Origin of the sequence: Salmonella sp. 2020_1459 (genome assembly GCF_043847915.1) — a bacterium.
In the GTDB taxonomy this organism is placed as follows: domain Bacteria; phylum Pseudomonadota; class Gammaproteobacteria; order Enterobacterales; family Enterobacteriaceae; genus Salmonella; species Salmonella enterica.
Genome location: NZ_JBCMFA010000001.1, coordinates 661,500 through 686,942, shown reverse-complemented (window position 1 = coordinate 686,942; position 25,443 = coordinate 661,500). Strand labels below are relative to the sequence as shown.

The following is a 25,443-nucleotide window of genomic DNA, read 5'->3' as shown; positions in this document are numbered from 1 at the left end:
CCAGAAGCGCTCGAAGGAGAGGTGAATGGAAAGCAAAGTAGTTGTTCCGGTGGAAGGTAAGAAGATCACCCTGCAAAACGGCAAACTCAACGTTCCTGAGAATCCGATTATCCCGTTTATTGAAGGCGATGGTATCGGTGTTGATGTCACTCCAGCCATGCTTAAAGTGGTCGATGCCGCCGTCGAGAAAGCCTATAAAGGCGAGCGTAAAATTTCCTGGATGGAAATTTACACCGGAGAAAAATCCACACAGGTTTACGGCCAGGATGTCTGGCTTCCCGCTGAAACCCTTGATTTAATTCGTGACTACCGCGTAGCGATTAAAGGTCCATTGACCACGCCGGTTGGCGGCGGTATCCGCTCTCTGAACGTTGCCCTGCGTCAGGAGCTTGACCTGTACGTTTGTCTGCGTCCCGTTCGTTACTATCAGGGCACGCCAAGTCCGGTGAAACATCCGGAGCTGACCGATATGGTCATCTTCCGTGAAAACTCTGAAGACATCTACGCCGGAATTGAATGGAAAGCTGACTCTGCAGACGCTGAGAAAGTGATCAAGTTCCTGCGCGAAGAGATGGGCGTGAAGAAAATTCGCTTCCCGGAGCACTGCGGTATCGGTATCAAACCGTGTTCTGAAGAAGGCACTAAACGTCTGGTTCGCGCGGCGATTGAATACGCTATTACCAACGATCGCGATTCCGTCACGCTGGTACATAAAGGCAATATCATGAAGTTCACCGAAGGCGCGTTTAAAGACTGGGGCTACCAGTTGGCGCGCGACGAGTTCGGCGGTGAGCTTATTGACGGCGGTCCGTGGCTGAAAATTAAGAACCCGAACACGGGTAAAGAGATCGTGGTTAAAGACGTTATCGCCGATGCGTTCCTGCAACAAATCCTGTTGCGTCCGGCGGAATACGACGTTATCGCCTGTATGAACCTGAACGGTGACTATATTTCCGATGCCCTGGCGGCTCAGGTTGGCGGTATCGGTATTGCACCGGGTGCGAATATCGGCGACGAATGCGCGTTGTTTGAAGCGACTCACGGGACTGCGCCGAAATATGCGGGCCAGGATAAAGTCAACCCAGGCTCCATTATTCTGTCTGCGGAGATGATGCTGCGCCACATGCAGTGGTTCGAAGCCGCAGACCTGATTGTTAAAGGTATGGAAGGCGCGATTGCCGCGAAGACCGTGACCTATGACTTTGAACGCCTGATGGAAGGCGCTAAGCTGCTGAAATGTAGTGAGTTTGGTGACGCGATTATCGCGAATATGTAATAACGATAATTGTTAAAAACAAAAACGGGGACTTAACGTCCCCGTTTTTATTATTAGCATTCGAACGGTTATCAAAATTTTATCAAAAAAATTTATCAAAACTCCCTCAATTCTGACCGCAATAGTAATCCATCCTTTACCCCGATCGTCATGATAACCTGAGTCCTCCTGAAAGCTGATAGTTACCGATTTTGATTGTAGTGGTTTTCTTAATAATGTGTGATTTGGCTATTTTTTGAAAGTGCCTTACCAGATTTATTGTTATTATCAGGATAATTTTTTAATAAAAAGTGATGGTTTATTGACTACAATAGTGGGTAGGTTAAGTATTTTATAAAATCATTAGCATGCTTTATTTGCTCTTCTACAAGGCTGCTAAGAAGTGTTGAAATTTCAGCCTGATAAAGAATACGTCAGCGAAAGTGAATGCTATATTAGTCATAAAAATTCAGGAGACATATGCTCAAACCTATCTGCCATAGTGGAAGTATAAAGGTTCCGGAATATCTGGAAACAGATAAGGAAAAAAATGCCCGACGTACTCCACTGTCTTCAGACATTCAGCAAGTTAGAAATGTTGTTGAAGATGTTCCGCCATTTCCAGAAAGCAGAACGGCGAGAGGTTCTGTAAGCGCAGCGTACAGGCTTTCTTTTGACGAAGTGTTTTGCGGTCTCAGCAATGAAGAGCGTAAAAAGGTGTATGGTCGCCTTTTTGGAAAACAAGTACTTGCGCATATTCATTCCAGGTGTCAGCGCGACGCTGACATAATAAGAGAAAAAGCGCTCAGGCGGATAAGCCGTGAGTGTGGTACCGAAATAGATTGCACTCTCTTGCTAAATAAGATGGTGGATATTTTACAAAATGCCCGGCTGACAATAAATTTTAATGCGGCAAAAATTGACTTTGTCTCTCTCTTAAAAAATAAAGAATATCTGAACTCTTATGCATTAGGTTGCAGACCAGGAGATTTACCTGCTTATAATGTCGGACGTGATTCAGTTGAAACTAAAGCATTTGAACTGGAGAGGCTTGCAGATTCACCTTATGCCCCATATGGTCAGACAGGCGGTTTTTCCGTAGCATATACTCCCAACAGTAGAACTTTTAGCCCTACAAGCAGACCAATTTATGCTGCACTGGACTTTCTGAACGGTGAAAATGGAGGTGCCAGCGCCTATGGAAAATCATTTTTTGAATTAAATGATAATGTAAAAACAAATTGTACATTATCACCTTTTGATATCTACGGCCACAGATTTGGCCTGGATACGAGTAAATTATCTACATTTTGGCATATGGAGAACCTGATTGCATCCTGTCAAAATGATTTTTTTGGTTATAATTGCTTTAAGAGTTTGGTTAAAATGGCTAAGGACGAAAAATTTTTAGCTCATTCTAATTATGGTAAAGGCTATGAAGGGAATTATATAGAGGCTCATATTCATGGTGATGTATGTTTATTCAGAGATATAAAACACGTTTATTTGTCTTTGCAAGAAAACTCTTACTCGAAAAGTCAACTATATGATTATGCAAAACAAATAAACCAGGCGCTTAATAGAGACTGCATAATATTATATTGACAAGCTTATTATCAGTCTCTTTAAAAGAGCTTTAAATGATCATGAGCGCATACTTCTTGAGGTAGGCAGTAACTGCTTTTATATTTATTATCTCAGGACCGTTCTGGCAGATACCTGGGTGGCGCTCCAGTATGGCCTGGCAAAATAGAGGAATATGGACCAGCAGAAGCGCCTGCTGGCTGCTTTTCACTTAAAATGCTGGACTTCACCGGCGCTACAGATACAGATGAAGCTACTTTCACAGTCATCAGGTGTCCTGCATTACCACAGGAGTGATTTACTGGCTATCGATATTCCTGCTCATATCAATGACAGTATTTCGCTCTTTCCCGTACATTGCTCTCCCGACCAGCTCACGGTCCAGTACATGACAGTCCTTTTCCACTTCGCTACGCCTAATTTTTTTTAGTTGCTCTGTTTTATTGCGCTGAATTTGTACCTCAAAACAATAATTTTAAATACTTATTTGAATATTTTTTTTATGATTTTTTCACGAAATGAGTAAAAAACAAAATGAAGAATGATATAAATAATTAATGCAATAAAAAATGATATCACACCAATTGATGGTCCTGTTTTGTATACGAATAACATGCATAAAAATATAGCAAATAGATCAAGGGAAATATCCGCGATGAAATCAGTGATTATTTTGAAAAAATTCTTCATATTACCTCTTTAAAATATCTATTTTATTCGTCATTTTTAGGCTGGGCAGTGCTCGAAATTCTCACGTACAACGTATACGCTCCGGTTTCTGCGCGCTGCCCGGCTTCACACTGGCTCCAACAAGTACGCCCGCTGGAATAGATTCCTGGCGTCACATAACTTCACCTGGTTATCCACAAAAGACTCAATAAATAAACATCTTGAGTACGAAAAATTACAGTGTCAGAGAATGAAATAGCGATTCGCTGTCTTCGAGCAGTGCCTTAGTACCTGGCACGCGCTCTTTCGCGCTATAATTTTTATCAATGTTTGTATCGCCTGCTATTTTTTAAATGTCTGCTGTATTTCGTTCATCTTTTCAGCTGCTTTTTTACGCTGACTTTCAATGTCTTTTCTCGATTGTTCAATAAGTTGCTGTGCTTTTTCGGCTCCTTTTTTGGGGTCGAAAGGTTCTTTGATCTCATATCCGGCAATAGAACCATCCTTATTTAAGGTCATTACCGCACGTGCTGTATTTTTAGCAGTGATGGTAATGTCATAGACGAATTCGCCATTATGAGCTATCTCTGCTCGTACAACGATATCGCTATCTTCCGTAACGGAAATGATGCCACTGGCGTTAGCACGTTTAATTGTTTCCTGAATACGCTCTGGTATAATGCTGAAATTGATCGAGTCGAATTTGAATAAAGCCTCTTTTAGTGCTTCTTGTTTTTGCTCCTCTGTTATAGTGCCAAAGATGGTTAAGTTGACAGGCGAAGGTCCCCCCCAGTAGCCGTTGTTAAATTTAAACATCTCTACTTTAGCAGGGGTGTTAACGCTTTGTCGAATGAATGAATACCCGCCCTTGAAGAAACGGACTTCAATAATCGCAAGATTGGCTCCACCTTTTGCGTTGATATTGGCAATAGCTTTTTGCATTTCGGCTTTGTCGTAAAAGAACATTGATTGCTGGTGCTCTTTTTGCTGGATTTTTTGCATGTATTTCTCTTGATTTTTTTCAGCTTCCGCCATGGCATCTTTATCGTTATCACAGGCGCTAATTAGAGTTGCCGCGATGAAGGTAATCGGAAGTAAGAGATTTTTATATGTAACATGTATTTTATTCATGTGAAGTATTTCCCTTTTTTATATAAAATAGATAGTCTTGACTGGTCGAGACTATCCTGGAAACATAGTAATAATGCGTGTGCATATCTGCAGTAAGTTTTAGTTATGCTGGTTTTATTTCGGATTTTTACCTGTTACTTTTTGTTCGTAAATAGGTATTTTACGTATTGATGATAAGTTTAGAACCTATCCCAGTAGGCGTAATCGTTAAAGCCAGTTTGGCGAATAAAAGAGTCTAATGGGATAGGCTCTTAATAAACAACAAAACCAAACGTACTTTCAGATTTCAGGCTGGAATGCGCACAGCTGATTGTTGATAAGGGCTACTCATACCGACAGGCCAGTGAAGCGATGAATGTCGGTTCCACATACCGGTCTGAGGTATCAACAACAACATGTTCTGAGTGGTAGCGTTTGCGTTATATCGTCACAGACAGCGCCTCAGGGCGCTGTTTTCGATCGGACATGTCGCTTTCGCAGGAGGGGACGTTATTCGGCGACCAGCCACATATCAGCCTCTTCAAACATCTCTTCCAGCATACGGTGCAGCCGTTCTTTCTCGGTTTTTGTACAGTCACTGTTTAATGCGTTCGCCTGCATTGGCTTAACTTTCACTTGCGCATCGGGAAAAAGTTGATGTACGCGTTTTGTGAGTTCATTGAGGATGATTTCGCGTGCGCCTGGCAAACCTTCAACATTTCGCTTGTCATAAACGAGTTCGACGAACATCGCCATTTCCTTTTTACTGGTTGGATGACCAGTATTTAAGCTGGGTATATAACTGGTGTCAAGGTTTAGCCGCCGTTTTGTCATCCTGACGTTGCGGACGTGACCGCACGTGGAAGTAAAGGTCGCTAACCTGTTGTTGTGTCATGAGGTTAGCGGCCCTCTCTTCACAGCGATGTTCTGCTACCTGATGGTAAATTCCAGGGCGCGACTAAAATCGCAATCGGCCAACACAACAGGGTCGCCTTTTCTGACAATAATGCTATTTGTGCCCAGGCATTTTCGGCTCTGTTTCCCCTTAATTTTGTTATCATCAGTGAGCCAGCGCTGGTTATCATTACCCGTGCATGAATAAAGAATGATTGGTGTGCCTTCTTTCGTACCCTGTCCTGCAGCATCCAGACATTTCTCACCCTGCGTGATTCTGTCTCGGTGAAATGAGAAAAGCTGAGATTGCACATGCTTACACTCCCGCAGCGTCAAACGATTCTGTTGATCTGGGCCTGTATCAAGGCACAGACCATCAGTTGTCCGAATTTGTTCCGCGTCATTTATGTAATAACCACCGGAATTAATTTGGTTTTGTGTAATGACCGGGAACGACAAATTAATACTATAAGGTGCGGGTAAGCCGTTCGTCGTACATCCACATAAAATAGAGGAGAGGCAGAGAACCAGTGTGTTTTTTCCTGAAAGCAAAGTCATTCAATTATTACCCTAAAAATAAATAGCGTTACAACTATATTGGCAATTTATACCCACTGAATATGACGTAGCATTGAGCGGCAATAGAGATAATTCCGATAGAATCACATAAATACTTCGGTTAAATGCGCGCAGCCAGCCACTCCTGTGACGATGGGTATATAGCGTTAAATACTTTTGCAATATTACATGCTATCACAGTGAAAAACGGCTGTACATTTCTTCACGTTAAACAAAGTGAGAAGGGGGGGGCACCCGATATATGATAAAAGAGGTCACAGGAGTCATTAGCAAAATAAATCTTTTAGATTTTCGCCACTGAAAACATTCTGCAGCCTTTCAGGCAAAGCCTCATAGCAGGCTGCGGAGGTAGACGTACTCGCTAAATTTTTCTGAAAAAATGCCGGGTGACGAATTATGAAAGATAAACGTTGGCGGCGGTAGGTCCGCGGAGGCCATTAATACGACAAAACTCAACGCGTATACCGGGGATAAGCGCTTCTGTTTCGTGTTGGCGACATGCTGAGATGTGGACCTGAACATCTTTGCGTCCATCGGAGGGGGTGATGAGACCTTTACCGCTCTTACAATCAAAGGTTTTGACAATTCCTGTCATTTTACGAGACAAACAAATTCCTTAATGGGGATAACGAGGCGCACTATACACGTCAGGAAAAATAATGCCAGCTATATTTGATGACAATCAAGATTTCCGGGTGGCTAAAAGTAGTCGTTCGGCATCATTGTAGATAAATAACATTATGTTCTGGAGAGAGTATTCCCTTTCCTGGCGTCATTGACTGGGGCGGACATCATGGGTTTTGTCGTCGGGCAGGACGGTGAACTAATCTGCCTGGCTTGCTTTTTATCAGTATTTGTAGGTGGTTGCGGGGTTTTACTACCAAAATCGTAGATAAAAATATCCCATGATGCCTGTTGTAAACCAGAACAATGGCCTGAACTGGCCAAAACATGGAATGAAAAAATAAGTAATGACCAAAGCATAAAAGCATGATGTTTCATAGCACCTCCTGTTATATATAATGACTTGTGAAGTTCATCTCCTGAATTATGGAACGTCATTGACATTTTTTATTCAACGAAGAGTTAACCACTCTTAATAATAATGGGTTTTATAGCGAAATAGACTTTTTTATCGCGTGTTCAATATTTGCGTTAGTTATTATTTTTTTGGAATGTAAATTCTCTCTAAACACAGGTGATATTTATGTTGGAATTGTGGTGTTGATTCTATTCTTATAATATAACAAGAAATGTTGTAACTGATAGATATATTAAAAGATTAAATCGGAGCGGGAATAAAGCGTGCTAAGCATCATCGTGAATATGATTACAGCGCCTGCGATGGCATATAACCGTATTGCGGCTGGAGCGTCACGTGAGGACTGTGAAGCACAATGCGATATGTTCTGATTATATGGCGAGTTTGCTTAATGACATGTTTTTAGCCGAACGGTGTCAAGTTTCTTAATGTAGTTGTGAGATTTTCTCTTTAAATATCAAAATGTTGCATGGGTAATTTGTTGTTCTATAGTGGCTAAACACTTTATGGTTTCTGTTAAATATATATGCGTGAGAAAAATTAGCATTCAAATCTATAAAAGTTAGATGACATTGTAGAACCGGTTACCTTAATGAGCGATAGAGCGCTTTGGTAGTAAAAATATCTTTCAGGAAGTAAACACATCAGGAGCGATAGCGGTGAATTATTCGTGGTTTTGTCGATTCGGCATAGTGGCGATAACTGAATGCCGGATCGGTACTGCAGGTGTTTAAACACACCGTAAATAATAAGTAGTATTAAGGAGTTGTTATGAAAAATATTATTTTATCCACTTTAGTTATTACTACAAGCGTTTTGGTTGTAAATGTTGCACAGGCCGATACTAACGCCTTTTCCGTGGGGTATGCACAAAGTAAAGTTCAGGATTTCAAAAATATCCGAGGGGTAAATGTGAAATACCGTTATGAGGATGACTCTCCGGTAAGTTTTATTTCCTCGCTAAGTTACTTATATGGAGACAGACAGGCTTCCGGGTCTGTTGAGCCTGAAGGTATTCATTACCATGACAAGTTTGAGGTGAAGTACGGTTCTTTAATGGTTGGGCCAGCCTATCGATTGTCTGACAATTTTTCGTTATACGCGCTGGCGGGTGTCGGCACGGTAAAGGCGACATTTAAAGAACATTCCACTCAGGATGGCGATTCTTTTTCTAACAAAATTTCCTCAAGGAAAACGGGATTTGCCTGGGGCGCGGGTGTACAGATGAATCCGCTGGAGAATATCGTCGTCGATGTTGGGTATGAAGGAAGCAACATCTCCTCTACAAAAATAAACGGCTTCAACGTCGGGGTTGGATACCGTTTCTGAAAAGCATAAGCTATGCGGAAGGTTCGCCTTCCGCACCGCCAGTCACAAAACAGGGCTTCTTTACCAGTAACACGTACCTGCCTGTCTTTTCTCTCTTCGTCATAGTGACGCTGTACATAACATCTCACCAGCATAAGCACAGATAAGGGGTTGTGGTAAGCAATCAAGGTTGCTCAGGTAGGTGATAAGCAGGAAGGAAAATCTGGTGTAAATAACGCCAGATCTCACAAGATTCACTCTGAAAAATTTTCCTGGAATTAATCACAATGTCATCAAGATTTTGTGACCGCCTTCGCATATTGTACCTGCCGTTGAACGACTACTGAAAAGTAGCAAGGTATGTATTTTATCCAGGAGAGCACCTTTTTTGCGCCTGGCAGAAGTCCCCAGCCGCCACTAGCTCAGCTGGATAGAGCATCAACCTCCTAAGTTGATGGTGCGAGGTTCGAGGCCTCGGTGGCGGTCCAATGTGGTTATCGTATAATGTTATTACCTCAGTGTCAGGCTGATGATGTGGGTTCGACTCCCACTGACCACTTCAGTTTTGAATAAGTATTGTCTTGCAATCCTGTTACAGAATAATTTCATTTATTACGTGACAAGATAGTCATTTATAAAAAATGCACAAAAATGTTATTGTCTTTTATTACTTGTGAGTTGTAGATTTTTCTTATGCGGTGAATCCCCCTTTGCGGCGGGGCGTCCAGTCAAATAGTTAATGTTCCTCGCGAACCATATTGACTGTGGTATGGTTCACCGGGAGGCACCCGGCACCGCAATTTTTTATAAAATAAAATTCACACCCTATGGTTCAGAGCGGTGTCTTTTTACATCAGGTGGGCAAGCATAATGCAGGTTAACTTGAAAGATACGATCAATAGCAGAAACCAGTGATTTCGTTTATGGCCTGGGGATTTAACCGCGCCAGAGCGTATGCAAGACCCTGGCGCGGTTGGCCGGTGATCGTTCAATAGTGCGAATATGAATGGTTACCAGCCGCTGCGAATTCTACCTGGGTCACTTAATAAAGCAAAACATTTAAACGCTCAACAACGACAATTCAGACAGTTCGAACTTTTCTTTAAAAATAGGATTAACCATGCTTAAAAGTGGTTACTAATTAGCCATTATACTACGGTAGTGATTCACATATTCTTTAACGTTACGTTACAGGAAGGTTGAAGTGGAAATGCCTGATGAGCCTTCAGGCATTTCTGAAGGTTAGTTAGCTAAGGAACAGTTACTGAGAACAGGTTTATCATCACCTTCCACCAGTTCAGCCGTTTTGCCTTTGGTATAAAGTTTATAAGTATAATTTTTGTCTATGGCTTCGTAATTTGCTCCGGAGGCCATTTTCATTAACCGCATCGGGATCATCTCGTTTACCTGACTGATAATCGCATAGGCGTTTCCAGCCTCGGTGTTGACGTAAATCACCTCCATAACCTGGTTATCATTACAGGTGTATATAGATTTAGAAATCTCCTGCGAAGCTGCTATAGAGGTGGTACTGGCGCTAAGCGCAGCGAGAAAGAGGGTAAATGGGATCAATTTACGTTTCATCATTAGTATCCTTTGTGCATAAAATTGTCGTTAATTCCCTGAAGAGCGGGAGATAAAGCGGCATCAATACGATGAATGCTGTAGTATTCCTGTTTACTGACGAAAAGTGCGCCAGAAAAGCGTATTATAATTTATCCATCACTGACATATGTGATGAGTAGACAAATCTTAAAATCATAAACTATAGGCTGCAAATCATTATGGCGCGATGGAAAATGATTGTCACCACTGCTCAATACTATGGCATAAAAACCGAAGAAAACGGTACTGTTCACTGTCTCGTTTCATACGGTATCTGTCAGTGAAACTATTTCTTCAAATGATGGTCTTTTTATTATCGATCAGATAATGGCATCAACAGGGGTTATTCAGGAGTATATGTGAAAAAGTGGCTTATAGGAGGGATATTGATCGCAAGTTTTCTGACCGGTTGTCTGATGTGGCACAACATTGATAAATGGTTTAATAAAGATATCGAATTTTTCTACGTCGGAGACGATAGCTAAAATTCCAGTCAGTTGGCAACGGGAGTCATATCTTCAGGTATGGCGCCCGGAGTAGCCGGGCGCAAATTGTAGGTGTATAAATGTCATTTCATTAAAATTTTAGCGACAACATGGACAGTCACTACCGCGTGCTAGAGGCCCTCTGAAGTCACAAGATGAATAAGCCAGTTTTTTGTTTCAGCGGTGACTGAAACATATTTTGCTCCTGGTGGGCTTACCGCCAGTTGCTGAAAAGACAACGATGATGTAACTGTTGCAGAGACTGACGAATACGACGACCGTGAATTTTATTTTTGGCGACCATATTTCCTCCCAAAAGGCCGCCCGAAGGCGGCGCTGGGTTTGATAATGGAGAAGGGCGTTGGTCACTGCCATAACCAACCTGTATACATTAATGCAATTGATAATCATTATCAATTGTACTGGTGGAGAAAAATTGTAAAGATGAAGGGACAGCGGAAATGGCAATGAACGGGATGAGATTTTTCGTTAACCACTTAAATTCGTGACTAAAAAAAGCTTTTATAGGCTTGAAAATGTTTTTTCCGTCCCTATGTAGTCAGTGGACAAGCAATGCTTGCCTTGATGTTGAACTTTTGAATAGTGATTCAGGAGGTTAATGATGGCACTCAGAACCTTGTCAGCACTTCCCGTGTTTGCTGATTCTCTTTTCTCTGACCGTTTCAACCGTATTGATAGACTTTTCAGTCAATTAACAGGAGATACGCCAGTCACTGCGACGCCAGCTTACGATCTGCAAAAGCGCGATGCGAATAACTATCTGCTTACCGTGAGCGTTCCTGGCTGGAAAGAGGAAGAGCTTGAAATTGAAACGGTTGGCGGCAACCTGAATATTACAGGTAAACACACTGAAGAGACGGTAGAGGATCAGACGCACTGGATTTATCGTGGTATTCGTAAGGCGGATTTCCAGTTGAGTTTTTCTTTGCCTGAACATGCTAAGGTGAATAATGCGAAACTGGAACAGGGCCTCTTGTTGGTCGAGATTTACCAGGAGATCCCTGAAAGCGAGAAACCGAAAAAAATTGCCATAGAAAGCAAACCAAAGGCGATTGAACATAAATCATAAAAGCATTAATGGAGGCCCGTTTAGACGGGCCTTCATTGTCTGTAGCGAAAAGTATCCCGTCATGCTTGTAGGCACAGATCGCTAAATATTATAGCCCTGACCTCTATATTATCCCGTGCCACTGACCTCGTCGCCATTGGACGGCGGTAAGTTGGAATTATCCGCGAGGTCAGTCCAATTTTTGTCCACTCTCGACATTCTGCCTGTTATGGGCGCGATATCTGAACATAAATTCGTATAGCGGTTCATCGTTTTCACCGCGTTGATGCTATTTCTGCTAACACTACTTTCATACGTAAAAAAGCTGATGCTTTTTACCTTATTTAATCGAGGCAGGTATGAAATTAGCGCTCGTCAATCGGCAGGTCATTTTACCGGAAAGCGGAACCGAGTCCTTCCAGTGCCATGCCTCTACGCTTGTTCGCTTACCGTGCGGTAAGCTCGTGGCCGCATGGTTCGCGGGGTTGCGCGAAGGAAGCGAAGATACAGCCATCTGGCTATCTCGCTATGAACATAATATCTGGACAACACCGCAGCGAGTGGCGGCACGCGAGGGGGAAGCGCACTGGAATCCGGTGTTATTTTACCCGTCGGATAAATTGTGGTTATTTTATAAAGTAGGCAGCGACGTACACGTGTGGAAAACCTGGTTTATCACCTCCAGCGATCGAGGATTTACCTGGAGTACGCCAGCTCCGTTGGTTAACGATGATATTTTGCCGCGCGGTCCCGTGAAAAATAAACTCCTGCTGGCATCAAATGGTGCCTGGATTGCGCCAGGGTCGATTGAAAGCCCTGAACGGTGGAGGGCATTTGTGGATCGATCCTCTGACGAAGGAAAACACTGGAATATCTCTTTTGTACCGCTGGAGCCTGATAACGCTATTTCCGGGACAAACGTAGCGTTGTGGGATGGTATAAAAAAGGGGGTGTTGTGGGAATGTTGTCTGGAAAACCTCGTGCGCTGGGATGGCGTTATTCAGCCTACGCTGTGGGAGTCTTCTCCGGGGCATATCCATATGTTGTTACGAAGCACACGCGGGGCAATTTTTCGCAGTGATTCAATCGACTATGGCGCTACCTGGTCTGTTGCCCGCGCGACATCTTTACCGAATAATAATAGTGGTATCGATCTGGTTAGTATGCAGGACGGTACGCTGATTCTTGCGTTAAATCCGGTCAACGGCAACTGGGGAAAGCGCTATCCGCTTTCACTGATTGCTTCCCAGGATAATGGCGAATCATGGCTACCGCTACTGGACCTGGAAAGTGACCACGGTGAGTATTCTTATCCCGCTATTATTAGCGAGGGCGGCGTCGTACATATCACCTACACGTGGAACCGGAAAAATATCGTATATTGTCGATTACAAACGGTATAAGGCGCTATCAGTCGAAACCGATAGCGCTGGAATAATAATGCCTTGCCCGGCGTGCTCTCTCACGCCGGGATGGCCGAAATAGTCATGATTTACCGGGTAACATCCTTGAAAATGTATCGTCTTTTTGTATGTAATGGTGAAACAACGCCGCTGCTGCATGCATGGCAATCAGGAAATAGCCGATATTGGCCAGCATTTCATGAATACGCTTTATATCCGATTTTAGGGTGCTATCTGGCGTCAAAAATACCGGTACAGTAAAACCAAAAAAGCTCCAGCTTTTCCCGCCTGACGCCATCATCGCGACGCCCAACAGCGGTAAGGCGAGAAAAGTGAGATAAAGCGCGATATGCATTAATTTAGCGGCTACGTGCTGCCAGTGAGGAGGGGGAGGCGTAATGACCGGATCCGGGTATTTGTGTTTAAGATATAACCGTAAAAACATCAGCGCCCAGACCAGAACGCCCATGTCATAGTGCATGTCTTTCATAAACAGGTAAACGCTGGAGCCTTTTGGCGCCCACCCCCGTAACTCAATAGCCGCATATGCGATGCCTGTCAGGAGCAGTGTTAACCAGTGAAGCGTTATTTGCAGTCTTGAGAAATGTGCCATTATTATTATCCTTTATTAACAACTGCTTGTAGGGTATGCGTAAAATCTTAACAGAACCTTAAAGCGGGGGCTGAGTCGCAAGGAACAGACAGAGATAGCGGCACGTAAAATGGGATAAAAAGCCGGCGGCATCGCCGGCTTACTGTTGTTATTGTCCTCTTACGACAACACAGGTTTTACCATAAAACGGATATGAGCCTGTAGCTTCATAATCAACACTCGACACTAAAGAAATATCGCCCGCTTTTTTCGCTGAATCAATAGATGCGTCGCCGGTATTTACAATACCCAATACCGTTTGCGCACACGCTTTACCGGTTTTGGTTGCCGGGAGACTCGTGGCAGTAATTGGCCCTTTAACATCCGTATATAAGCCAATCCCTGTCGGTGATGGTCCTGTAGCACACCCCGTTAAAAGAGAACCAATAAAGATAATTGAAAAAATGTGTTTTTTATTTGTCATGGGATTAGTCCATTATAAATTAATAGAAAACTTACCGTCCGAAAATGTCCGGACAGTCATTTAAAAAGTGGTGTATATTAAATATGCGATATTACTCTTTGCACCCTCCTGTTGATGTCGTACCTGATGGACAAATATCCGTTGAAGCCGGATATATTCCCCATGCCGTGTTTTTATAACTTGCGCATCCTGTCAGCAATGAGAACAGTACGGCTAAAAAAATCATCACGAGCCCTGGCGGCGTTAACATTTTTCGGTTGGACTCCATAGCATGTCATTTCATCGGGTTGCCATATGACTGGCGTTCTGCTGGTAAGTTTCATTAACGCCCGGTTCGTTTAATATTGGTTTAGGTTTAAAGCCAGGAAGCGCTAATTACGATACCTTCTTACGTTTCAGTACTGACTAATAACGTTGAGAAAATGAACAGCGTCGGATGGGAAGACGTAATACAGAATAGAAAGGAAATAAGAGAATAAGATGGCGTTAATTAACCCGGTATTCCTGGCGTCATTTCCCTTGCGTTTTATCCCCGTCAAAAGCGGCCTTTAGCCCACGTTGGCGCTCCCGACGTCTGTGCGTATGATGTTTTTAAAAGATCGTCATACTTTCTGTTCTGCGTCAATTTTTTCATTACAAATGCTCGCCATAATGCCGTCCTCAGGAGGTCTCCCGACGTTTATGCTGCGCCGGGAGAAACAAAAACAACGCATAATCTGGGACAAATTGATGATTAAAGGCAAACTGGCGCTCGTGACGTGCGCGCTGACTCTGGTATTCACTTCGTCGCTTTTCGCCGCGTCGGACACGGCAGACGGTCGTACCCTGAAGCTGGCCATTGGCCCTGAGCCAACGGAAGGCTTTGATCCTATGCTGGGCTGGAGCCACGGCAGCTACTTATTGCTTCATGCGCCGTTGCTCAAGCAAAACGCCGATATGAGTTGGGGTAATTTACTGACGGAAAAAGTGGACACCAGCCCCGATGGTAAAACCTGGATACTGACCTTAAAACCCGATCTGAAATTCTCCGATGGCTCGCCATTAACTGCCGAAGATGTCGTTTTTACATATAACAAAGCGGCGAAGAGCGGCGGTAAAATTGACATGGGCAACTTTAGTCATGCGCGAGCGCTGGATGCGCGCCGAATTGAGATGACGCTGAGCCATCCGCAGAGCACCTTTGTGAATGTATTAGGATCGTTAGGGATTGTTCCGGCCAGCCGTTATGATGAAAAAACGTTCGCCCGTGAACCGATAGGCGCCGGTCCATACCGACTGGTCAGCTTTCAGCCGGGTCAGCAACTGATCGTTGAAGCTAATCCCTGGTATGCGGGTAAAAAGAATGACTTTAACCGGCTGGTTTTTGTCTTTCTGGATGAAGATAATGCTTATGCTGCCGCGCGCAGCGGACAGTTGGGACTGGTGCGCATTGCCCCTTCTATGGCGGTGGCCCCGCAGCAGGATAATCTTAAACTCTGGGTACGCGATAGCGTTGAAAACCGGGGCATTGTCTTCCCGATGGTGCCTGCCGGTAAAAAGGATGCTAACGGTTATCCTGTCGGCAACGATGTAACCGCTGATGTCGCTATCAGACGCGCAATTAACTATGCCATTAATCGTAAGCAACTGGCGGAACAGGTGATGGAAGGCCATGCGATACCCGCCTATAGCGCGGTGCAGGGATTGCCGTGGCAAAATCCTTCAGTGGTATTCAGCGATGGCGATATTGCAAAAGCGCGCGCCATCCTGGAAGAGGCTGGCTGGAAGATAAACCGTGCGGGCGTGCGTGAAAAAGCAGGTAAAGAAGCGCGTCTGACCTTATGGTATGCCAGTGGCGACAGCACCCGGCGGGATCTGGCCGAAGCGGTGCGCGCCATGTTGCAGCCTTTAGGCATTGTCGTCTCGTTGCAGTCGGGAAGCTGGGAAACCGTAGAGCGCCATATGCACGCTAACCCTACGCTGTTTGGCTGGGGAAGTCTGGACCCGATGGAACTCTTCCATCACTACAGCGGGAAAGCCGCTGGTGTGGAATATTATAACCCGGGCTATTACAGCAACCCTGCGGTAGAAGCACATCTGAAACAGGCTATAGATGCGCCTGACTGGCAAAAGGCGATTCCTTTCTGGCAGCAGGTTGAGTGGGATGGGAAGCAGGGCGCGGGCGTTCAGGGCGATGCGGCATGGGCATGGCTGCTTAATATTCAGCATACCTATCTGGCCAACCCCTGTATTGATCTGGGAAAAGGCGCGCCAGAAATCCACGGTAGCTGGTCGGTGTTAAACAATCTTGATGACTGGACCTGGACCTGTCGGTGATGAAATTGTTCTTCAGTCATTTTTTGCGGCTGATTATTCTGTTGGTGCTGGTGGCTGCCGGCACCTTCATTTTGCTTAGCTTTTCGCCCGTTGATCCTATCCGCGCTTATATTGGCAACGATCTGCTCCATGTTCCACCAGAACAATATGCGCGGATTGCGGCGCGCTGGGGGCTTGACCAGCCGCTGTGGGAGCGTTTCGGTCACTGGTTTTGGCGTCTGCTCCAGGGCGACATGGGGTATTCCATGCTGTTCAACATGCCTGTCGCCAGCGTGATCCGGGAACGTTTTGCGACGTCATTCGCGCTGCTGGCAGGCGCCTGGCTATTGTCTGGTGTGCTGGGCGTAACATTGGGTTTTCTGGCCGGACGTTTTCTCCACCGTTGGCCGGATAAGATGATTTGCCGTATCAGCTACTTATTGTCATCGTTGCCCACTTTCTGGATAGCCATGTTGTTGCTGGCGCTGTTTGCCGTCCGCTGGCCGGTATTACCTGTTTGTTGCGCCTGGGACCCCGGAAATAATGCAGGAACAGCTCTTTTATCGGAACGTTTACGCCATCTTGTGTTGCCGGTATGTGCGTTAAGTCTGTTGGGCATGGGGCAAATTGCGCTGCATACGCGAGAAAAAATAGCCAGCGTAATGAAGAGCGAATTTATTCGTTTTGCGCGCGCTCAGGGGGATAAAGGATGGTCGCTGTTACGTCACCAGGTGTTACGTCATGCGATTACCCCAGCACTCTGTTTACAGTTTGCTTCTCTGGGAGAACTGATGGGGGGAGCGTTACTGGCAGAAAAAGTCTTTGCGTATCCGGGGCTGGGACAGGCCACTATCGATGCCGGCCTGCGTGGCGATGTCCCGCTACTCATGGGGATCGTTTTATTCTGTACGCTATTAGTGTTTGCCGGAAATACGATTTCAGCCTGGCTTGTGGTGGGGCTTAATCGATCGCAGGAGCGTCCCGATGCTCTATAATCCTGCCCCGACGTTGTTTCGTCTGATCCTCTCCGTTACCTGTCTGCTGTTTATTGCCGGATACGGTTATGCCACGTTGAGCCAGCCGCCAGAGGTTAATCTGCTTGCCCGGCATCTGTCGCCTGATATCCAGCACTGGTTTGGCACCGATAATCTGGGGCGCGATGTATGGCTTCGTTGCTTTCAGGGGGCCTTCACCAGTTTACAAATTGGCGTTGGCGCCGCGCTGTGCAGCGGCATTATCGCGCTAGTGATGGCGGCAGTGGCGCGCATTCATCCCCGGCTGGACCTCCTGATGCGGCTGATAACCGATGCCATGCTCGCCATGCCGCATTTACTTTTGCTGATCCTTATCTGTTTTACGCTCGGCGGCGGTAAAAGCGGCGTCATTGCGGCCGTAGCGTTAACGCACTGGCCCCGTCTGGCGCTGATTCTGCGCGCCGACGCGGAGCGGGTAGCGCAGAGTGACTACCTGACACTGACCTATCGTCTGGGGCATGGACACCTTTATTGCTGGCGATATCACTATTTTCCGGCGCTATTGCCGCAATGGTTGACGGGAACGTTATTGATGTTTCCTCATGCGGTATTGCACAGCGCGGCGTTAAGTTTTCTGGGGTTTGGGCTGGCGCCGCATGAGCCTTCGCTGGGGCTGTTGCTGGCGGATGCGTTACGGTTTATTAGCCATGGAAACTGGTGGCTGGTGCTGTTTCCCGGCCTAATGTTATTCACGCTGGTGATGCTCTTCGATCAGTTTGCGCGCGCCATTCAGCGGCTGTGGCTAAGGAGTGACGTATGTTGAGTTTACAACAGGTTACGCTGGAAAGTGCGCGTTATCGCTGGTATGGCGCGAGACGCTGGTCGCCGTTATTACAGAATGTCTCTTTTGATATCGCGCCCGGCGAAATGGTGGCATTGGTTGGCGGCAGCGGGGAGGGCAAAAGTCTGCTGCTGCAATGCCTGCTCGATCTGCTGCCGGAAAATTTACGCTTTCGGGGGGAGATTACGCTTGATGGCAACCGGCTGGACAGACATACCATCAGGCAGCTTAGGGGCAATACGTTTAGCTACGTGCCGCAGGGGGTACAGGCGCTTAATCCAATGCTGAATATCAGAAAACATTTGAACAGAGCATGTCATCTGACCGGACGCGCCTGGGATGAGACGCAGATGGTACAGCTATTACAGCAAAGCGATCTTGCACCGACAGTCCTGGAACGCTTTCCCCGCCAGCTCTCCGGTGGGATGGCTAAACGAATTCTGGCGTGCCACGCCTCGCTTAGCCAGGCACGTTATATTCTCGCGGATGAGATCACCGCCTGGCTTGATACGGCACTGGCAAACCAGTTGCTTGAGCACTTGCGAGGTCTCTGCGAGCGGGGATGCGGCGTGCTGTGGGTGACTCATGACCTGCTGCTGGCGGCGCGGTATGCCGATCGCATTGTGGCGCTGCATCAGGGTTATATCACGGACAATATCCGCTGCGAGCAGTTACAGCCGGAAGAGATGAGTGAGCCGTTAAAACGGCAATGGCAAGCATTGCCTGAACTAAACCCGTTATTTATGCCGACCGGAGAGGGAATAGAATGCTAAGCTGCCGCGACCTCGTTATTCGTCAGGGCGGGAAAGTCTTATGGCAGAACCTGACGTTTACGATTTCTGCCGGTGAACGGGTAGGAATTCATGCGCCAAGCGGAACGGGGAAAACAACGTTGGGGCGCGTCCTGGCCGGATGGCAAAAGCCGACGGCGGGCGACGTTCTGCTGGACGGCAGCCCGTTACCCCTGCATCAGTATTGTCCGGTACAGCTTGTTCCCCAGCATCCTGAACTGACGTTTAATCCCTGGCGAAGCGCCGGAGACGCTGTGCGTGATGCCTGGCAGCCTGATCCGGAAACGATGAGGCGTTTGCATGTGCAGCCCGAGTGGCTGACGCGTCGGCCAATGCAGCTCTCAGGCGGGGAGTTGGCGCGTATTGCGATACTGCGCGCGCTTGACCCACGAACGCGTTTTCTGGTTGCCGACGAAATGACGGCGCAACTCGATCCGTCTATTCAAAAAGCGATATGGGTATACGTGCTTGAGGTGTGCCGCAGCCGTTCATTAGGGATGTTGGTGATTAGTCATCAGTCTGCGCTACTTGATCAAGTCTGTACCCGCCATTTACAGGTGGAATAGCCGCAAGTCGTTTCTCCGCATTGCCGTGTCGCCGTTAACGCACCGGGAACCCATGGGTTCCCGGTATTGTCGGCAGAGATTTTACTGCATGACGCGTTTATCTGCGTTTTTTGCATCAGCGGTATTACTGTAGTCCCTGGTCTCTTCAACCTGTACAGGGGCTCTGACGACCAGACTTGGCAGCGCCAGTTCGATATCATTCTCAATGAGTTTTTCAATAATACGGATATTTATCTCTTGCTGAATATCCATGTATTTATTGTAATCCGCGGTATTGACGATATGCACCACCTCATAGGTCAGCCGATCCTGACCAAAGGCCAGTAGATGGGCGCGGTCGAATTGTGTTTCGCCGACATCGGTAATAATCTTTTTCACCATATCGCCGATGAGGCGTAACTTTTCCGGCGGTGTCGCAGTGGCGACGCCAAAAGTAAACACGATACGACGCGTTTGCATCCGCTTATAGTTGTGTATGGTTTGCTGCAACAACTGCGCGTTCGCACAAACGATCTGTTCGCCGCTGAGGCTACGGATGCGAGTGGTTTTCAAACCGATATGTTCAATCGTACCGGCTACATCATTAAAGACGACGAAATCGCCGATCTCGAAGGGCTTATCGAAACCAATCGACAGCGAAGCGAAGACATCGCTCAGAACGGTTTGTACCGCCAGGGCAATAGCAATACCGCCCACGCCGAGGCTGGCTACCAGTGCGGTAATATCCACGCCGACGTTCGCCAGGATGGAGAGCAACATCATAGACCAGACGAGCACGCGCAAAATCATACCAAGAATGACTAACGTCACCGGGTTTTTATTGGAGCCTGGGGCATACAGTAAATGACGCATCCATGACTGTACGCCCTGATCAAGCCAAATCGCCATTTGAATCGCAACCACTAAAAACCAGGCGTGAGAGAGGGTAGAGAATAACCGGTCGGGCAGGGCGACAAAGCGCAGGCTAAAGAGAAATGCGGCAAAAAAGATTAGCATCTTACTGGTCTTTTTCAGCATCTCGAAAACAATAGGCCGCAGCCGCCCATGAGCATCATTCTTTTTATCCGGGCGTTGTAGCGCTTTATAGACCACATTAAGTAGCCAGTTGATGAGCCAGTAAGTAATGAGGGTGACGAAAAAAACGACCGCCAGATTGATCCAGAACGTCGTTGACATCAGCATCGCAACGATATTTAGTCGTGCTAAATACTCCATTTTACCTCCGATGAAAAGCAGATGAACATTACAGTATAGACGTCACATCACGGAGGCCGATTTCCGGCTTTACTATTGCTGTTTTATTCAGCACTTTTGTTCAAAAAGTATGAAAAAGAGGGGTAGCCGTTTGGCTATCCCGGCGTTTCTGTGCAGACTTATCTACTCCTCTTAATAAAATAAGGAGTCATTTATGCAACAAGAACATCGTGAGTGTATTGAGCAGTGTTATGAATGCGCGGCGGCGTGTGATATCTGCGCCTCTTCTTGTCTGCGTGAAGATAACGTCGAAATGATGAAGCACTGCATCCAGTTAGATATGCAATGTGCGGCCATTTGTCGCCTGGCGGCACAATTTATGGCGTTGGAAAGCGAGTACTCACAAAAATTATGCCGCCTGTGCGCGGATATCTGCAAAGCCTGCGCCGAAGAGTGTGCAAGGCACGATCACGATCATTGCCAGAATTGCGCGCGGGCATGCAGCCAATGCGCAGACGCCTGCCTTAAAATGGCCGCGTAATTTTTCTTCCGCCATTAGCTCAACCGGATAGAGCATAGAGCTTCTACCTCTAAGGTTCGGGGTTCAATTCCTCGATGGCGGACCAGTTGATATCAAAAAAGGCCACCTGCGCGGTGGCCGCTGAGTTTCTGTTGAAATAAATGCAATGTTATAATATAACAATCATCTTTCTAAGAAAGATGAGGGTAACGTTTTGGTGATTCATTTAAAAAAACTGACAATGCTTCTGGGAATGCTGTTGGTCAATAGTCCTGCCTTCGCGCATGGTCATCATGCTCATGGCGCGCCGATGACGGAGGTTGAGCAAAAAGCGGCAGCGGGCGTGTTTGATGACGCTAATGTACGCGATCGCGCGCTCACCGACTGGGATGGTATGTGGCAATCCGTCTATCCTTATCTGGTCAGCGGCGAGCTGGACCCTGTCTTCAGGCAAAAGGCGAAGAAAGACCCGGAGAAAACGTTTGAGGATATTAAAGCGTATTATCGCAAAGGATACGCGACGAATGTTGAGACGATCGGCATTGAAAATGGCGTTATAGAATTCCATCGCGACAATAACGTTGCATCCTGTAAATACAATTATGCCGGCTATAAAATTCTGACTTACGCATCGGGTAAAAAAGGGGTGCGCTACCTGTTCGAATGTAAAGATGCGAATAGCAAAGCGCCTAAATATGTTCAGTTTAGCGATCATATCATTGCCCCGCGCAAATCGGCGCACTTCCATATCTTTATGGGAAATACCTCGCAGCAGGCATTGTTGCAAGAGATGGAAAACTGGCCTACCTATTATCCTTATCAGTTAAAGGCGAATGAGGTCGTTGACGAAATGCTACATCATTAAGTCTGATTGCAATGTTAAAAGCTCGCTATGAATAGCGGGCTTTTTTTCTGCCGTTATGCCATATTTCTGGCAATCAATATAAAAAATACCTGCGCCCCCGGAGCAACGATGACGCTGTCCATACCGCCCTCGATTCAATGCCAAACGGAAGCGGCGTGTCGCCTGATTACTCGTGTCACAGGCGATACGTTGCGTGCTATTCATTTATATGGTTCCGCTGTCGCGGGCGGTCTGAAGCCAAACAGCGACATTGATCTGCTGGTGACAATATGCCAGCCGCTGACGGAGGCCCAACGCGCAACGCTGATGCAGGAATTGCTGGCGCTTTCATCGCCGCCGGGGGCGTCGGCAGAAAAACGCGCTCTGGAGGTCACTGTCGTGCTTTATTCGCAGCTGGTTCCCTGGTGTTTTCCACCTTCCAGGGAAATGCAATTTGGCGAGTGGCTAAGAGAGGACATTTGTCAGGGGATTTATGAACCAGCGCAGCAGGACTGGGACATTGTGTTACTGATAACCCAAATTCTGGAAACCAGTATACCGCTAAAGGGCGAACGCGCGGAACGGCTGTTCACGCCAGCCCCTGTGGCGCAGTTGCTGAAGGCCTTGCGTTATCCCCTCGACCTTTGGCAATCCACGGCAGATGTGCAGGGAGATGAGTATCATATCGTTTTAACCCTGGCACGTATCTGGTACACCCTTTCTACCGGGAGATTTACCTCTAAGGATGCGGCGGCTGACTGGCTGTTACCTCAGTTGCCGGAAGATTATGCTGCCCCGTTGCGTGCGGCGCAGCGTGAATATTTAGGTCTGGAGCAGCAGGACTGGCATATTTTGCTGCCTGCGGTCGTACGCTTTGTGGATTTTGCGAAAACGCACATCCCCACGCAGTTCACATAAGATGCCCCAGGACGTCTGTCAGGTTGCGCAAACGGCGTTCCTCAACTACTACTTAATAGGTTCTCATCGCTGAAGTAAGCAGATGATCTTATGCGGGCCATCGAATGGATATTCCCACATGGCTCTCGTTTTGTTGAGGTGGATATGACTGGTTCCGCATCATCTGTTTTAAAGACAGATACAAGACTATTGAGCGAAAACCTGTTTCTTAATTATGGTCTGGAGTCCTTATTTAAGGACGTCGCAATAATAGCTGGCAACGTAAATTATATTATTTTTGATATCGACGATTACTACACCGTACAGCAGTATATTACTTCCACATTTAAAACGGTACTCATTGGAATTGTTACCCATAATGAATATAACTTTATTGATGAACATCATGCTATATATCGAATAAAGGTCGATGCCTCTATTGCTGAGTGGCGTGAGTTACTGATTTTGGCCGCTGCTGGTCAATTTTTTCCCAGGTCAGAGAAAGTCAGATTAACGGCGAATGAAAGAAATGTTTTGGCGATGCTTGTTAAAGGAATGGATATCCGACAAATAAGCTGTGAGCTGAATGTACATTTAAAAACTATTTACTCAGTACGCTACCATGTTCTGACTAAATTAGGTTGTAGAACAGTTCTGGACTATCAAATACTGTCCGTTTCTAAAGCCTTTACGCACTGGCTTACAATAAATAATGTTGATAATGTAATTTCCCGTGTAAATAGTAAGGTCATTGCTTAATAATAATTTGCTTCTGATGGCGTTTAGGTTCACTATGCTTTCTTACATCATCATGAGGCCAGACAGGCATGGCTACTTTTAGTATTAGCGCAATGGCGGCGCAGTGTGGTGTCACAACAGCAAATATCAGGTCCTGGGAACGCTATGGCCTGCTTCAACCTACCAAAGATGAAGCTGGCAATCGTTTTTATTGCATAGAAGATGCTATCAGAATACAGCATATTATCGACGCGTTAAGCAAAGGCTTTTCATTAAAAGAGATTAAACCTGCCCTCTATGGTGAAGAAACGCATTGCCGCTCGGGATGGTTATTCTACCAGGAAGAGATTTTAGCGCAGTGTAGAAAATTCGAACCCGCCAAATTGCGAAAATTACTCTGGCGTTATGGTCGGGAAATTCCGCCGTGTATCGTAATTGAGTCAATACTGCGTCCTTTACGGCTGTGGTTGTCCGCAGGCGATGATGATGCACGCCGATTTGAAAAGGCATTACTGGATACTGCGATTATTGAATACGCCACGTTCCAGCTAAGTAGCGTACGAAAGGCGCCAGCAGGCACAATGCTTATTGCTGCGTTTTCGCTGAACGACCCCATTGAGCTATGGCTGGAAACGATTAAATATTGTAGTGAAGGTATGCGAGTTGAAGTCATCCCCTGGCAGGCGCCGATGCCCGATCTTTTATCAACGTCTTTCGAGCATATTGTTCTGTGGCATGATGAGACATTAACTCCCGCGCAGGAAAATCTTATTCAGGCTTTAAAAGAATCGGGTAAATTTAGTCTTCATGTGAAAAATGGCTCAGGCTTAACATTACTGCCAGCCGTATATCGGCAGCATGAGATGCCAGAAAGCATGCAGCATGTTGCACCGCAAATCCATGCAAACGGCTACGAAAAATCAGGCACCGCACGTTGAGGCATCTGCATTATTAACGAACAGGGGAGGAGTAACCCCCTCCCTTGTTTATACTCTTCATACTTCAAGTTGCTTATGTGTTGGCTACGGATTACTCGGCCCATCCATGGGCCTCGCCCTGACGGGCCGTCGCACGCGACGTTCAAATCTGCTCCCGGCAGATTTGTCGTTCACCCCAGTCATATAGTTATCTATGCTCCTGGGGACTCACTCCCTTGCCGCCTTTAAGCAACTCGAATTATTTTGGGTATATATTAGATGTCGTCAGGTGTCTGAAACAAAACGGCTTCTAAGGCATTACGGTAAATATCAAGCTGCACTACGTCTTTTTCTGTTTCCAGTTTTTCAATAAGTTTGGCGATGATATCCTTATTTGAGACATGCTGCTGCGATTGCAATAGTTCGTAAGTAATTTCCTGAATAGCTCGCTGTTCACATAACATATGTGCAGAAAAAGGATTGCCAGTACTATTTTGTTCGTTGACTAGTGTAATGGTAGTCATATTTCACCATATTCGATGTAAATTGAAGCCGATCTCCCTGAGCGGGGGAGAGAAATTAGTGACCTATTAAAGTTAGACCTATATCATAAAACTGTAATAAAAAATCATAAAAACGTGATGCGCATCACATTTGTGTGATTTGTTGTATATTTTATACACTTTAAATGAAGGTGAAGATTCCGCAGAATCAACGGCCTGTTCTTTTTTCTCACTCCAGTTTAAACGAATAAGCATTAATACCCATCTGTAATAATTACTTAATG

At 46.0% G+C, this 25,443-nt stretch carries 27 protein-coding genes, 2 tRNA genes and 2 pseudogenes; 19 read left to right on the top strand and 12 right to left on the bottom strand.

Going from position 1 to position 25,443, the window contains the following annotated elements:
* Nucleotides 1-25: 25 nt before the first annotated feature.
* The 3 genes and pseudogenes from icd to ACH0VJ_RS03530 all read left to right on the top strand — a co-directional run.
* On the top strand, nucleotides 26-1,276 hold the full coding sequence (gene icd / locus ACH0VJ_RS03540) for an NADP-dependent isocitrate dehydrogenase (RefSeq protein WP_000444508.1): 1,251 nt from the start codon (nucleotides 26-28) through the stop codon (nucleotides 1,274-1,276).
* A gap of 459 nt (nucleotides 1,277-1,735) precedes the next feature.
* A complete protein-coding gene (gene sopF, locus ACH0VJ_RS03535) occupies nucleotides 1,736-2,860 on the top strand; it encodes a type III secretion system effector SopF (RefSeq protein WP_000917274.1) in 1,125 nt (374 codons plus the stop codon).
* Between the two features lie 120 nt (nucleotides 2,861-2,980).
* A pseudogene (locus ACH0VJ_RS03530) lies at nucleotides 2,981-3,046 on the top strand (phage tail protein); the annotation flags it as partial.
* 276 nt (nucleotides 3,047-3,322) lie between these two features.
* Here the strand turns inward: ACH0VJ_RS03530 and ACH0VJ_RS03525 are convergent.
* The 6 genes from ACH0VJ_RS03525 to pagD form a co-directional block, all read right to left on the bottom strand.
* Nucleotides 3,323-3,529 carry a hypothetical protein gene (locus ACH0VJ_RS03525; protein ID WP_000787625.1) on the bottom strand — a complete coding sequence of 69 codons (207 nt, stop codon included), beginning with the start codon at nucleotides 3,527-3,529 and terminating at the stop codon, nucleotides 3,323-3,325.
* Nucleotides 3,530-3,850: 321 nt separating this feature from the next.
* Nucleotides 3,851-4,639 carry a hypothetical protein gene (locus ACH0VJ_RS03520; RefSeq protein WP_001033402.1) on the bottom strand — a complete coding sequence of 263 codons (789 nt, stop codon included), beginning with the start codon at nucleotides 4,637-4,639 and terminating at the stop codon, nucleotides 3,851-3,853.
* 489 nt (nucleotides 4,640-5,128) lie between these two features.
* Nucleotides 5,129-5,368, bottom strand: coding sequence for a virulence protein MsgA (gene msgA / locus ACH0VJ_RS03515; RefSeq protein WP_000497451.1), 240 nt, complete (start codon nucleotides 5,366-5,368; stop codon nucleotides 5,129-5,131).
* 180 nt (nucleotides 5,369-5,548) lie between these two features.
* On the bottom strand, nucleotides 5,549-6,070 hold the full coding sequence (locus tag ACH0VJ_RS03510) for an RICIN domain-containing protein (RefSeq protein ID WP_001537478.1): 522 nt from the start codon (nucleotides 6,068-6,070) through the stop codon (nucleotides 5,549-5,551).
* 415 nt (nucleotides 6,071-6,485) lie between these two features.
* On the bottom strand, nucleotides 6,486-6,698 hold the full coding sequence (gene cspF, locus ACH0VJ_RS03505; protein WP_001537306.1) for a cold shock-like protein CspF: 213 nt from the start codon (nucleotides 6,696-6,698) through the stop codon (nucleotides 6,486-6,488).
* Between the two features lie 131 nt (nucleotides 6,699-6,829).
* Nucleotides 6,830-7,093: a virulence protein PagD gene (pagD, locus tag ACH0VJ_RS03500; RefSeq protein WP_012664625.1), complete on the bottom strand. Its 264-nt coding sequence runs from the start codon at nucleotides 7,091-7,093 to the stop codon at nucleotides 6,830-6,832.
* 811 nt (nucleotides 7,094-7,904) lie between these two features.
* Here pagD and pagC point away from each other — a divergent pair.
* Entirely contained in the window at nucleotides 7,905-8,462 is a 558-nt protein-coding gene (pagC, locus tag ACH0VJ_RS03495; RefSeq protein ID WP_000789471.1) for a virulence membrane protein PagC, read from the top strand.
* Nucleotides 8,463-8,852: 390 nt separating this feature from the next.
* Nucleotides 8,853-8,929 (top strand) — tRNA-Arg (locus ACH0VJ_RS03490).
* Between the two features lie 754 nt (nucleotides 8,930-9,683).
* Here ACH0VJ_RS03490 and ACH0VJ_RS03485 read toward each other — a convergent pair.
* Nucleotides 9,684-10,028, bottom strand: coding sequence for a c-type lysozyme inhibitor (locus ACH0VJ_RS03485; protein WP_000977725.1), 345 nt, complete (start codon nucleotides 10,026-10,028; stop codon nucleotides 9,684-9,686).
* Between the two features lie 702 nt (nucleotides 10,029-10,730).
* On the opposite strand from ACH0VJ_RS03485, the pseudogene ACH0VJ_RS03480 reads away from it, so the two are divergent.
* The 3 genes and pseudogenes from ACH0VJ_RS03480 to ACH0VJ_RS03470 all read left to right on the top strand — a co-directional run bounded on the left by ACH0VJ_RS03480 (nucleotide 10,731) and on the right by ACH0VJ_RS03470 (nucleotide 13,003).
* Nucleotides 10,731-11,002 (top strand): annotated as a pseudogene (locus ACH0VJ_RS03480) (hypothetical protein).
* A gap of 151 nt (nucleotides 11,003-11,153) precedes the next feature.
* Complete coding sequence (locus tag ACH0VJ_RS03475) at nucleotides 11,154-11,621, top strand: Hsp20 family protein (protein WP_001218120.1); 468 nt, start codon at nucleotides 11,154-11,156, stop codon at nucleotides 11,619-11,621.
* 338 nt (nucleotides 11,622-11,959) lie between these two features.
* On the top strand, nucleotides 11,960-13,003 hold the full coding sequence (locus ACH0VJ_RS03470) for an exo-alpha-sialidase (RefSeq protein ID WP_000761734.1): 1,044 nt from the start codon (nucleotides 11,960-11,962) through the stop codon (nucleotides 13,001-13,003).
* 82 nt (nucleotides 13,004-13,085) lie between these two features.
* Here ACH0VJ_RS03470 and ACH0VJ_RS03465 read toward each other — a convergent pair whose 3' ends face one another.
* Complete coding sequence (locus ACH0VJ_RS03465) at nucleotides 13,086-13,616, bottom strand: cytochrome b (RefSeq protein ID WP_000929974.1); 531 nt, start codon at nucleotides 13,614-13,616, stop codon at nucleotides 13,086-13,088.
* A gap of 148 nt (nucleotides 13,617-13,764) precedes the next feature.
* The gene (locus ACH0VJ_RS03460) at nucleotides 13,765-14,079 is read right to left on the bottom strand and encodes a TRL-like family protein (RefSeq protein ID WP_000182478.1); all 315 of its coding nucleotides are present in this window, start codon (nucleotides 14,077-14,079) and stop codon (nucleotides 13,765-13,767) included.
* Between the two features lie 681 nt (nucleotides 14,080-14,760).
* On the opposite strand from ACH0VJ_RS03460, the gene ACH0VJ_RS03455 reads away from it, so the two are divergent.
* From ACH0VJ_RS03455 to ACH0VJ_RS03435, 5 genes are read left to right on the top strand one after another with little or no spacing between them, the layout of a single operon-like run.
* Nucleotides 14,761-16,395 (top strand): ABC transporter substrate-binding protein, encoded by a 1,635-nt coding sequence (locus ACH0VJ_RS03455; protein WP_000946092.1) that lies wholly within the window; start codon nucleotides 14,761-14,763, stop codon nucleotides 16,393-16,395.
* Nucleotides 16,395-17,369: an ABC transporter permease gene (locus ACH0VJ_RS03450; protein WP_001537232.1), complete on the top strand. Its 975-nt coding sequence runs from the start codon at nucleotides 16,395-16,397 to the stop codon at nucleotides 17,367-17,369. Before ACH0VJ_RS03455 ends, ACH0VJ_RS03450 begins: the two co-directional genes overlap by 1 nt.
* The gene (locus tag ACH0VJ_RS03445; RefSeq protein ID WP_000966635.1) at nucleotides 17,359-18,171 is read left to right on the top strand and encodes an ABC transporter permease; all 813 of its coding nucleotides are present in this window, start codon (nucleotides 17,359-17,361) and stop codon (nucleotides 18,169-18,171) included. Before ACH0VJ_RS03450 ends, ACH0VJ_RS03445 begins: the two co-directional genes overlap by 11 nt.
* Nucleotides 18,165-18,962: an ATP-binding cassette domain-containing protein gene (locus ACH0VJ_RS03440; RefSeq protein ID WP_000950205.1), complete on the top strand. Its 798-nt coding sequence runs from the start codon at nucleotides 18,165-18,167 to the stop codon at nucleotides 18,960-18,962. Before ACH0VJ_RS03445 ends, ACH0VJ_RS03440 begins: the two co-directional genes overlap by 7 nt.
* On the top strand, nucleotides 18,956-19,546 hold the full coding sequence (locus tag ACH0VJ_RS03435) for an ATP-binding cassette domain-containing protein (RefSeq protein WP_000947461.1): 591 nt from the start codon (nucleotides 18,956-18,958) through the stop codon (nucleotides 19,544-19,546). The genes ACH0VJ_RS03440 and ACH0VJ_RS03435 overlap by 7 nt, the downstream gene beginning before the upstream one ends.
* Before the next feature lie 81 nt (nucleotides 19,547-19,627).
* Here the strand turns inward: ACH0VJ_RS03435 and ACH0VJ_RS03430 are convergent, their stop codons facing one another.
* Entirely contained in the window at nucleotides 19,628-20,761 is a 1,134-nt protein-coding gene (locus ACH0VJ_RS03430) for a mechanosensitive ion channel family protein (RefSeq protein WP_000456073.1), read from the bottom strand.
* Between the two features lie 193 nt (nucleotides 20,762-20,954).
* On the opposite strand from ACH0VJ_RS03430, the gene ACH0VJ_RS03425 reads away from it, so the two are divergent.
* The 6 genes from ACH0VJ_RS03425 (at nucleotide 20,955) to ACH0VJ_RS03400 (ending at nucleotide 24,677) form a co-directional block, all read left to right on the top strand.
* Entirely contained in the window at nucleotides 20,955-21,281 is a 327-nt protein-coding gene (locus ACH0VJ_RS03425) for a four-helix bundle copper-binding protein (protein ID WP_001183699.1), read from the top strand.
* 8 nt (nucleotides 21,282-21,289) lie between these two features.
* A tRNA-Arg gene (locus ACH0VJ_RS03420) sits at nucleotides 21,290-21,366 on the top strand.
* Between the two features lie 111 nt (nucleotides 21,367-21,477).
* Nucleotides 21,478-22,125: a metal-binding protein ZinT gene (zinT, locus tag ACH0VJ_RS03415; protein WP_001537483.1), complete on the top strand. Its 648-nt coding sequence runs from the start codon at nucleotides 21,478-21,480 to the stop codon at nucleotides 22,123-22,125.
* Between the two features lie 108 nt (nucleotides 22,126-22,233).
* Nucleotides 22,234-23,022: a cryptic aminoglycoside nucleotidyltransferase ANT(3'')/ANT(9) gene (aadA, locus tag ACH0VJ_RS03410; protein WP_000175800.1), complete on the top strand. Its 789-nt coding sequence runs from the start codon at nucleotides 22,234-22,236 to the stop codon at nucleotides 23,020-23,022.
* A gap of 144 nt (nucleotides 23,023-23,166) precedes the next feature.
* Nucleotides 23,167-23,760: a helix-turn-helix transcriptional regulator gene (locus tag ACH0VJ_RS03405; protein WP_001562706.1), complete on the top strand. Its 594-nt coding sequence runs from the start codon at nucleotides 23,167-23,169 to the stop codon at nucleotides 23,758-23,760.
* A gap of 68 nt (nucleotides 23,761-23,828) precedes the next feature.
* The gene (locus ACH0VJ_RS03400) at nucleotides 23,829-24,677 is read left to right on the top strand and encodes a MerR family transcriptional regulator (protein ID WP_000190263.1); all 849 of its coding nucleotides are present in this window, start codon (nucleotides 23,829-23,831) and stop codon (nucleotides 24,675-24,677) included.
* Nucleotides 24,678-24,931: 254 nt separating this feature from the next.
* Here ACH0VJ_RS03400 and ACH0VJ_RS03395 read toward each other — a convergent pair whose 3' ends face one another.
* Complete coding sequence (locus tag ACH0VJ_RS03395; RefSeq protein ID WP_000208086.1) at nucleotides 24,932-25,180, bottom strand: biofilm/acid-resistance regulator YmgB/AriR; 249 nt, start codon at nucleotides 25,178-25,180, stop codon at nucleotides 24,932-24,934.
* Nucleotides 25,181-25,258: 78 nt separating this feature from the next.
* Nucleotides 25,259-25,414 carry a hypothetical protein gene (locus ACH0VJ_RS03390; protein WP_000908466.1) on the bottom strand — a complete coding sequence of 52 codons (156 nt, stop codon included), beginning with the start codon at nucleotides 25,412-25,414 and terminating at the stop codon, nucleotides 25,259-25,261.
* Nucleotides 25,415-25,443 lie beyond the last annotated feature (29 nt).

Excerpts from the sequence above, each read along its gene's own strand:
- icd (WP_000444508.1), top strand. The coding sequence starts at position 26 with ATGGAAAGCAAAGTAGTTGTTCCGGTGGAAGGTAAGAAGATCACCCTG.
- sopF (WP_000917274.1), top strand. The coding sequence starts at position 1,736 with ATGCTCAAACCTATCTGCCATAGTGGAAGTATAAAGGTTCCGGAATAT.
- ACH0VJ_RS03525 (WP_000787625.1), bottom strand. The coding sequence starts at position 3,529 with ATGAAGAATTTTTTCAAAATAATCACTGATTTCATCGCGGATATTTCC.
- ACH0VJ_RS03520 (WP_001033402.1), bottom strand. The coding sequence starts at position 4,639 with ATGAATAAAATACATGTTACATATAAAAATCTCTTACTTCCGATTACC.
- msgA (WP_000497451.1), bottom strand. The coding sequence starts at position 5,368 with ATGTTCGTCGAACTCGTTTATGACAAGCGAAATGTTGAAGGTTTGCCA.
- ACH0VJ_RS03510 (WP_001537478.1), bottom strand. The coding sequence starts at position 6,070 with ATGACTTTGCTTTCAGGAAAAAACACACTGGTTCTCTGCCTCTCCTCT.
- pagD (WP_012664625.1), bottom strand. The coding sequence starts at position 7,093 with ATGAAACATCATGCTTTTATGCTTTGGTCATTACTTATTTTTTCATTC.
- pagC (WP_000789471.1), top strand. The coding sequence starts at position 7,905 with ATGAAAAATATTATTTTATCCACTTTAGTTATTACTACAAGCGTTTTG.
- ACH0VJ_RS03485 (WP_000977725.1), bottom strand. The coding sequence starts at position 10,028 with ATGATGAAACGTAAATTGATCCCATTTACCCTCTTTCTCGCTGCGCTT.
- ACH0VJ_RS03475 (WP_001218120.1), top strand. The coding sequence starts at position 11,154 with ATGGCACTCAGAACCTTGTCAGCACTTCCCGTGTTTGCTGATTCTCTT.
- ACH0VJ_RS03470 (WP_000761734.1), top strand. The coding sequence starts at position 11,960 with ATGAAATTAGCGCTCGTCAATCGGCAGGTCATTTTACCGGAAAGCGGA.
- ACH0VJ_RS03465 (WP_000929974.1), bottom strand. The coding sequence starts at position 13,616 with ATGGCACATTTCTCAAGACTGCAAATAACGCTTCACTGGTTAACACTG.
- ACH0VJ_RS03460 (WP_000182478.1), bottom strand. The coding sequence starts at position 14,079 with ATGACAAATAAAAAACACATTTTTTCAATTATCTTTATTGGTTCTCTT.
- ACH0VJ_RS03455 (WP_000946092.1), top strand. The coding sequence starts at position 14,761 with ATGCTGCGCCGGGAGAAACAAAAACAACGCATAATCTGGGACAAATTG.
- ACH0VJ_RS03450 (WP_001537232.1), top strand. The coding sequence starts at position 16,395 with ATGAAATTGTTCTTCAGTCATTTTTTGCGGCTGATTATTCTGTTGGTG.
- ACH0VJ_RS03445 (WP_000966635.1), top strand. The coding sequence starts at position 17,359 with ATGCTCTATAATCCTGCCCCGACGTTGTTTCGTCTGATCCTCTCCGTT.
- ACH0VJ_RS03440 (WP_000950205.1), top strand. The coding sequence starts at position 18,165 with ATGTTGAGTTTACAACAGGTTACGCTGGAAAGTGCGCGTTATCGCTGG.
- ACH0VJ_RS03435 (WP_000947461.1), top strand. The coding sequence starts at position 18,956 with ATGCTAAGCTGCCGCGACCTCGTTATTCGTCAGGGCGGGAAAGTCTTA.
- ACH0VJ_RS03430 (WP_000456073.1), bottom strand. The coding sequence starts at position 20,761 with ATGGAGTATTTAGCACGACTAAATATCGTTGCGATGCTGATGTCAACG.
- ACH0VJ_RS03425 (WP_001183699.1), top strand. The coding sequence starts at position 20,955 with ATGCAACAAGAACATCGTGAGTGTATTGAGCAGTGTTATGAATGCGCG.
- aadA (WP_000175800.1), top strand. The coding sequence starts at position 22,234 with ATGACGCTGTCCATACCGCCCTCGATTCAATGCCAAACGGAAGCGGCG.
- ACH0VJ_RS03405 (WP_001562706.1), top strand. The coding sequence starts at position 23,167 with ATGACTGGTTCCGCATCATCTGTTTTAAAGACAGATACAAGACTATTG.
- ACH0VJ_RS03400 (WP_000190263.1), top strand. The coding sequence starts at position 23,829 with ATGGCTACTTTTAGTATTAGCGCAATGGCGGCGCAGTGTGGTGTCACA.
- ACH0VJ_RS03395 (WP_000208086.1), bottom strand. The coding sequence starts at position 25,180 with ATGACTACCATTACACTAGTCAACGAACAAAATAGTACTGGCAATCCT.
- ACH0VJ_RS03390 (WP_000908466.1), bottom strand. The coding sequence starts at position 25,414 with ATGCTTATTCGTTTAAACTGGAGTGAGAAAAAAGAACAGGCCGTTGAT.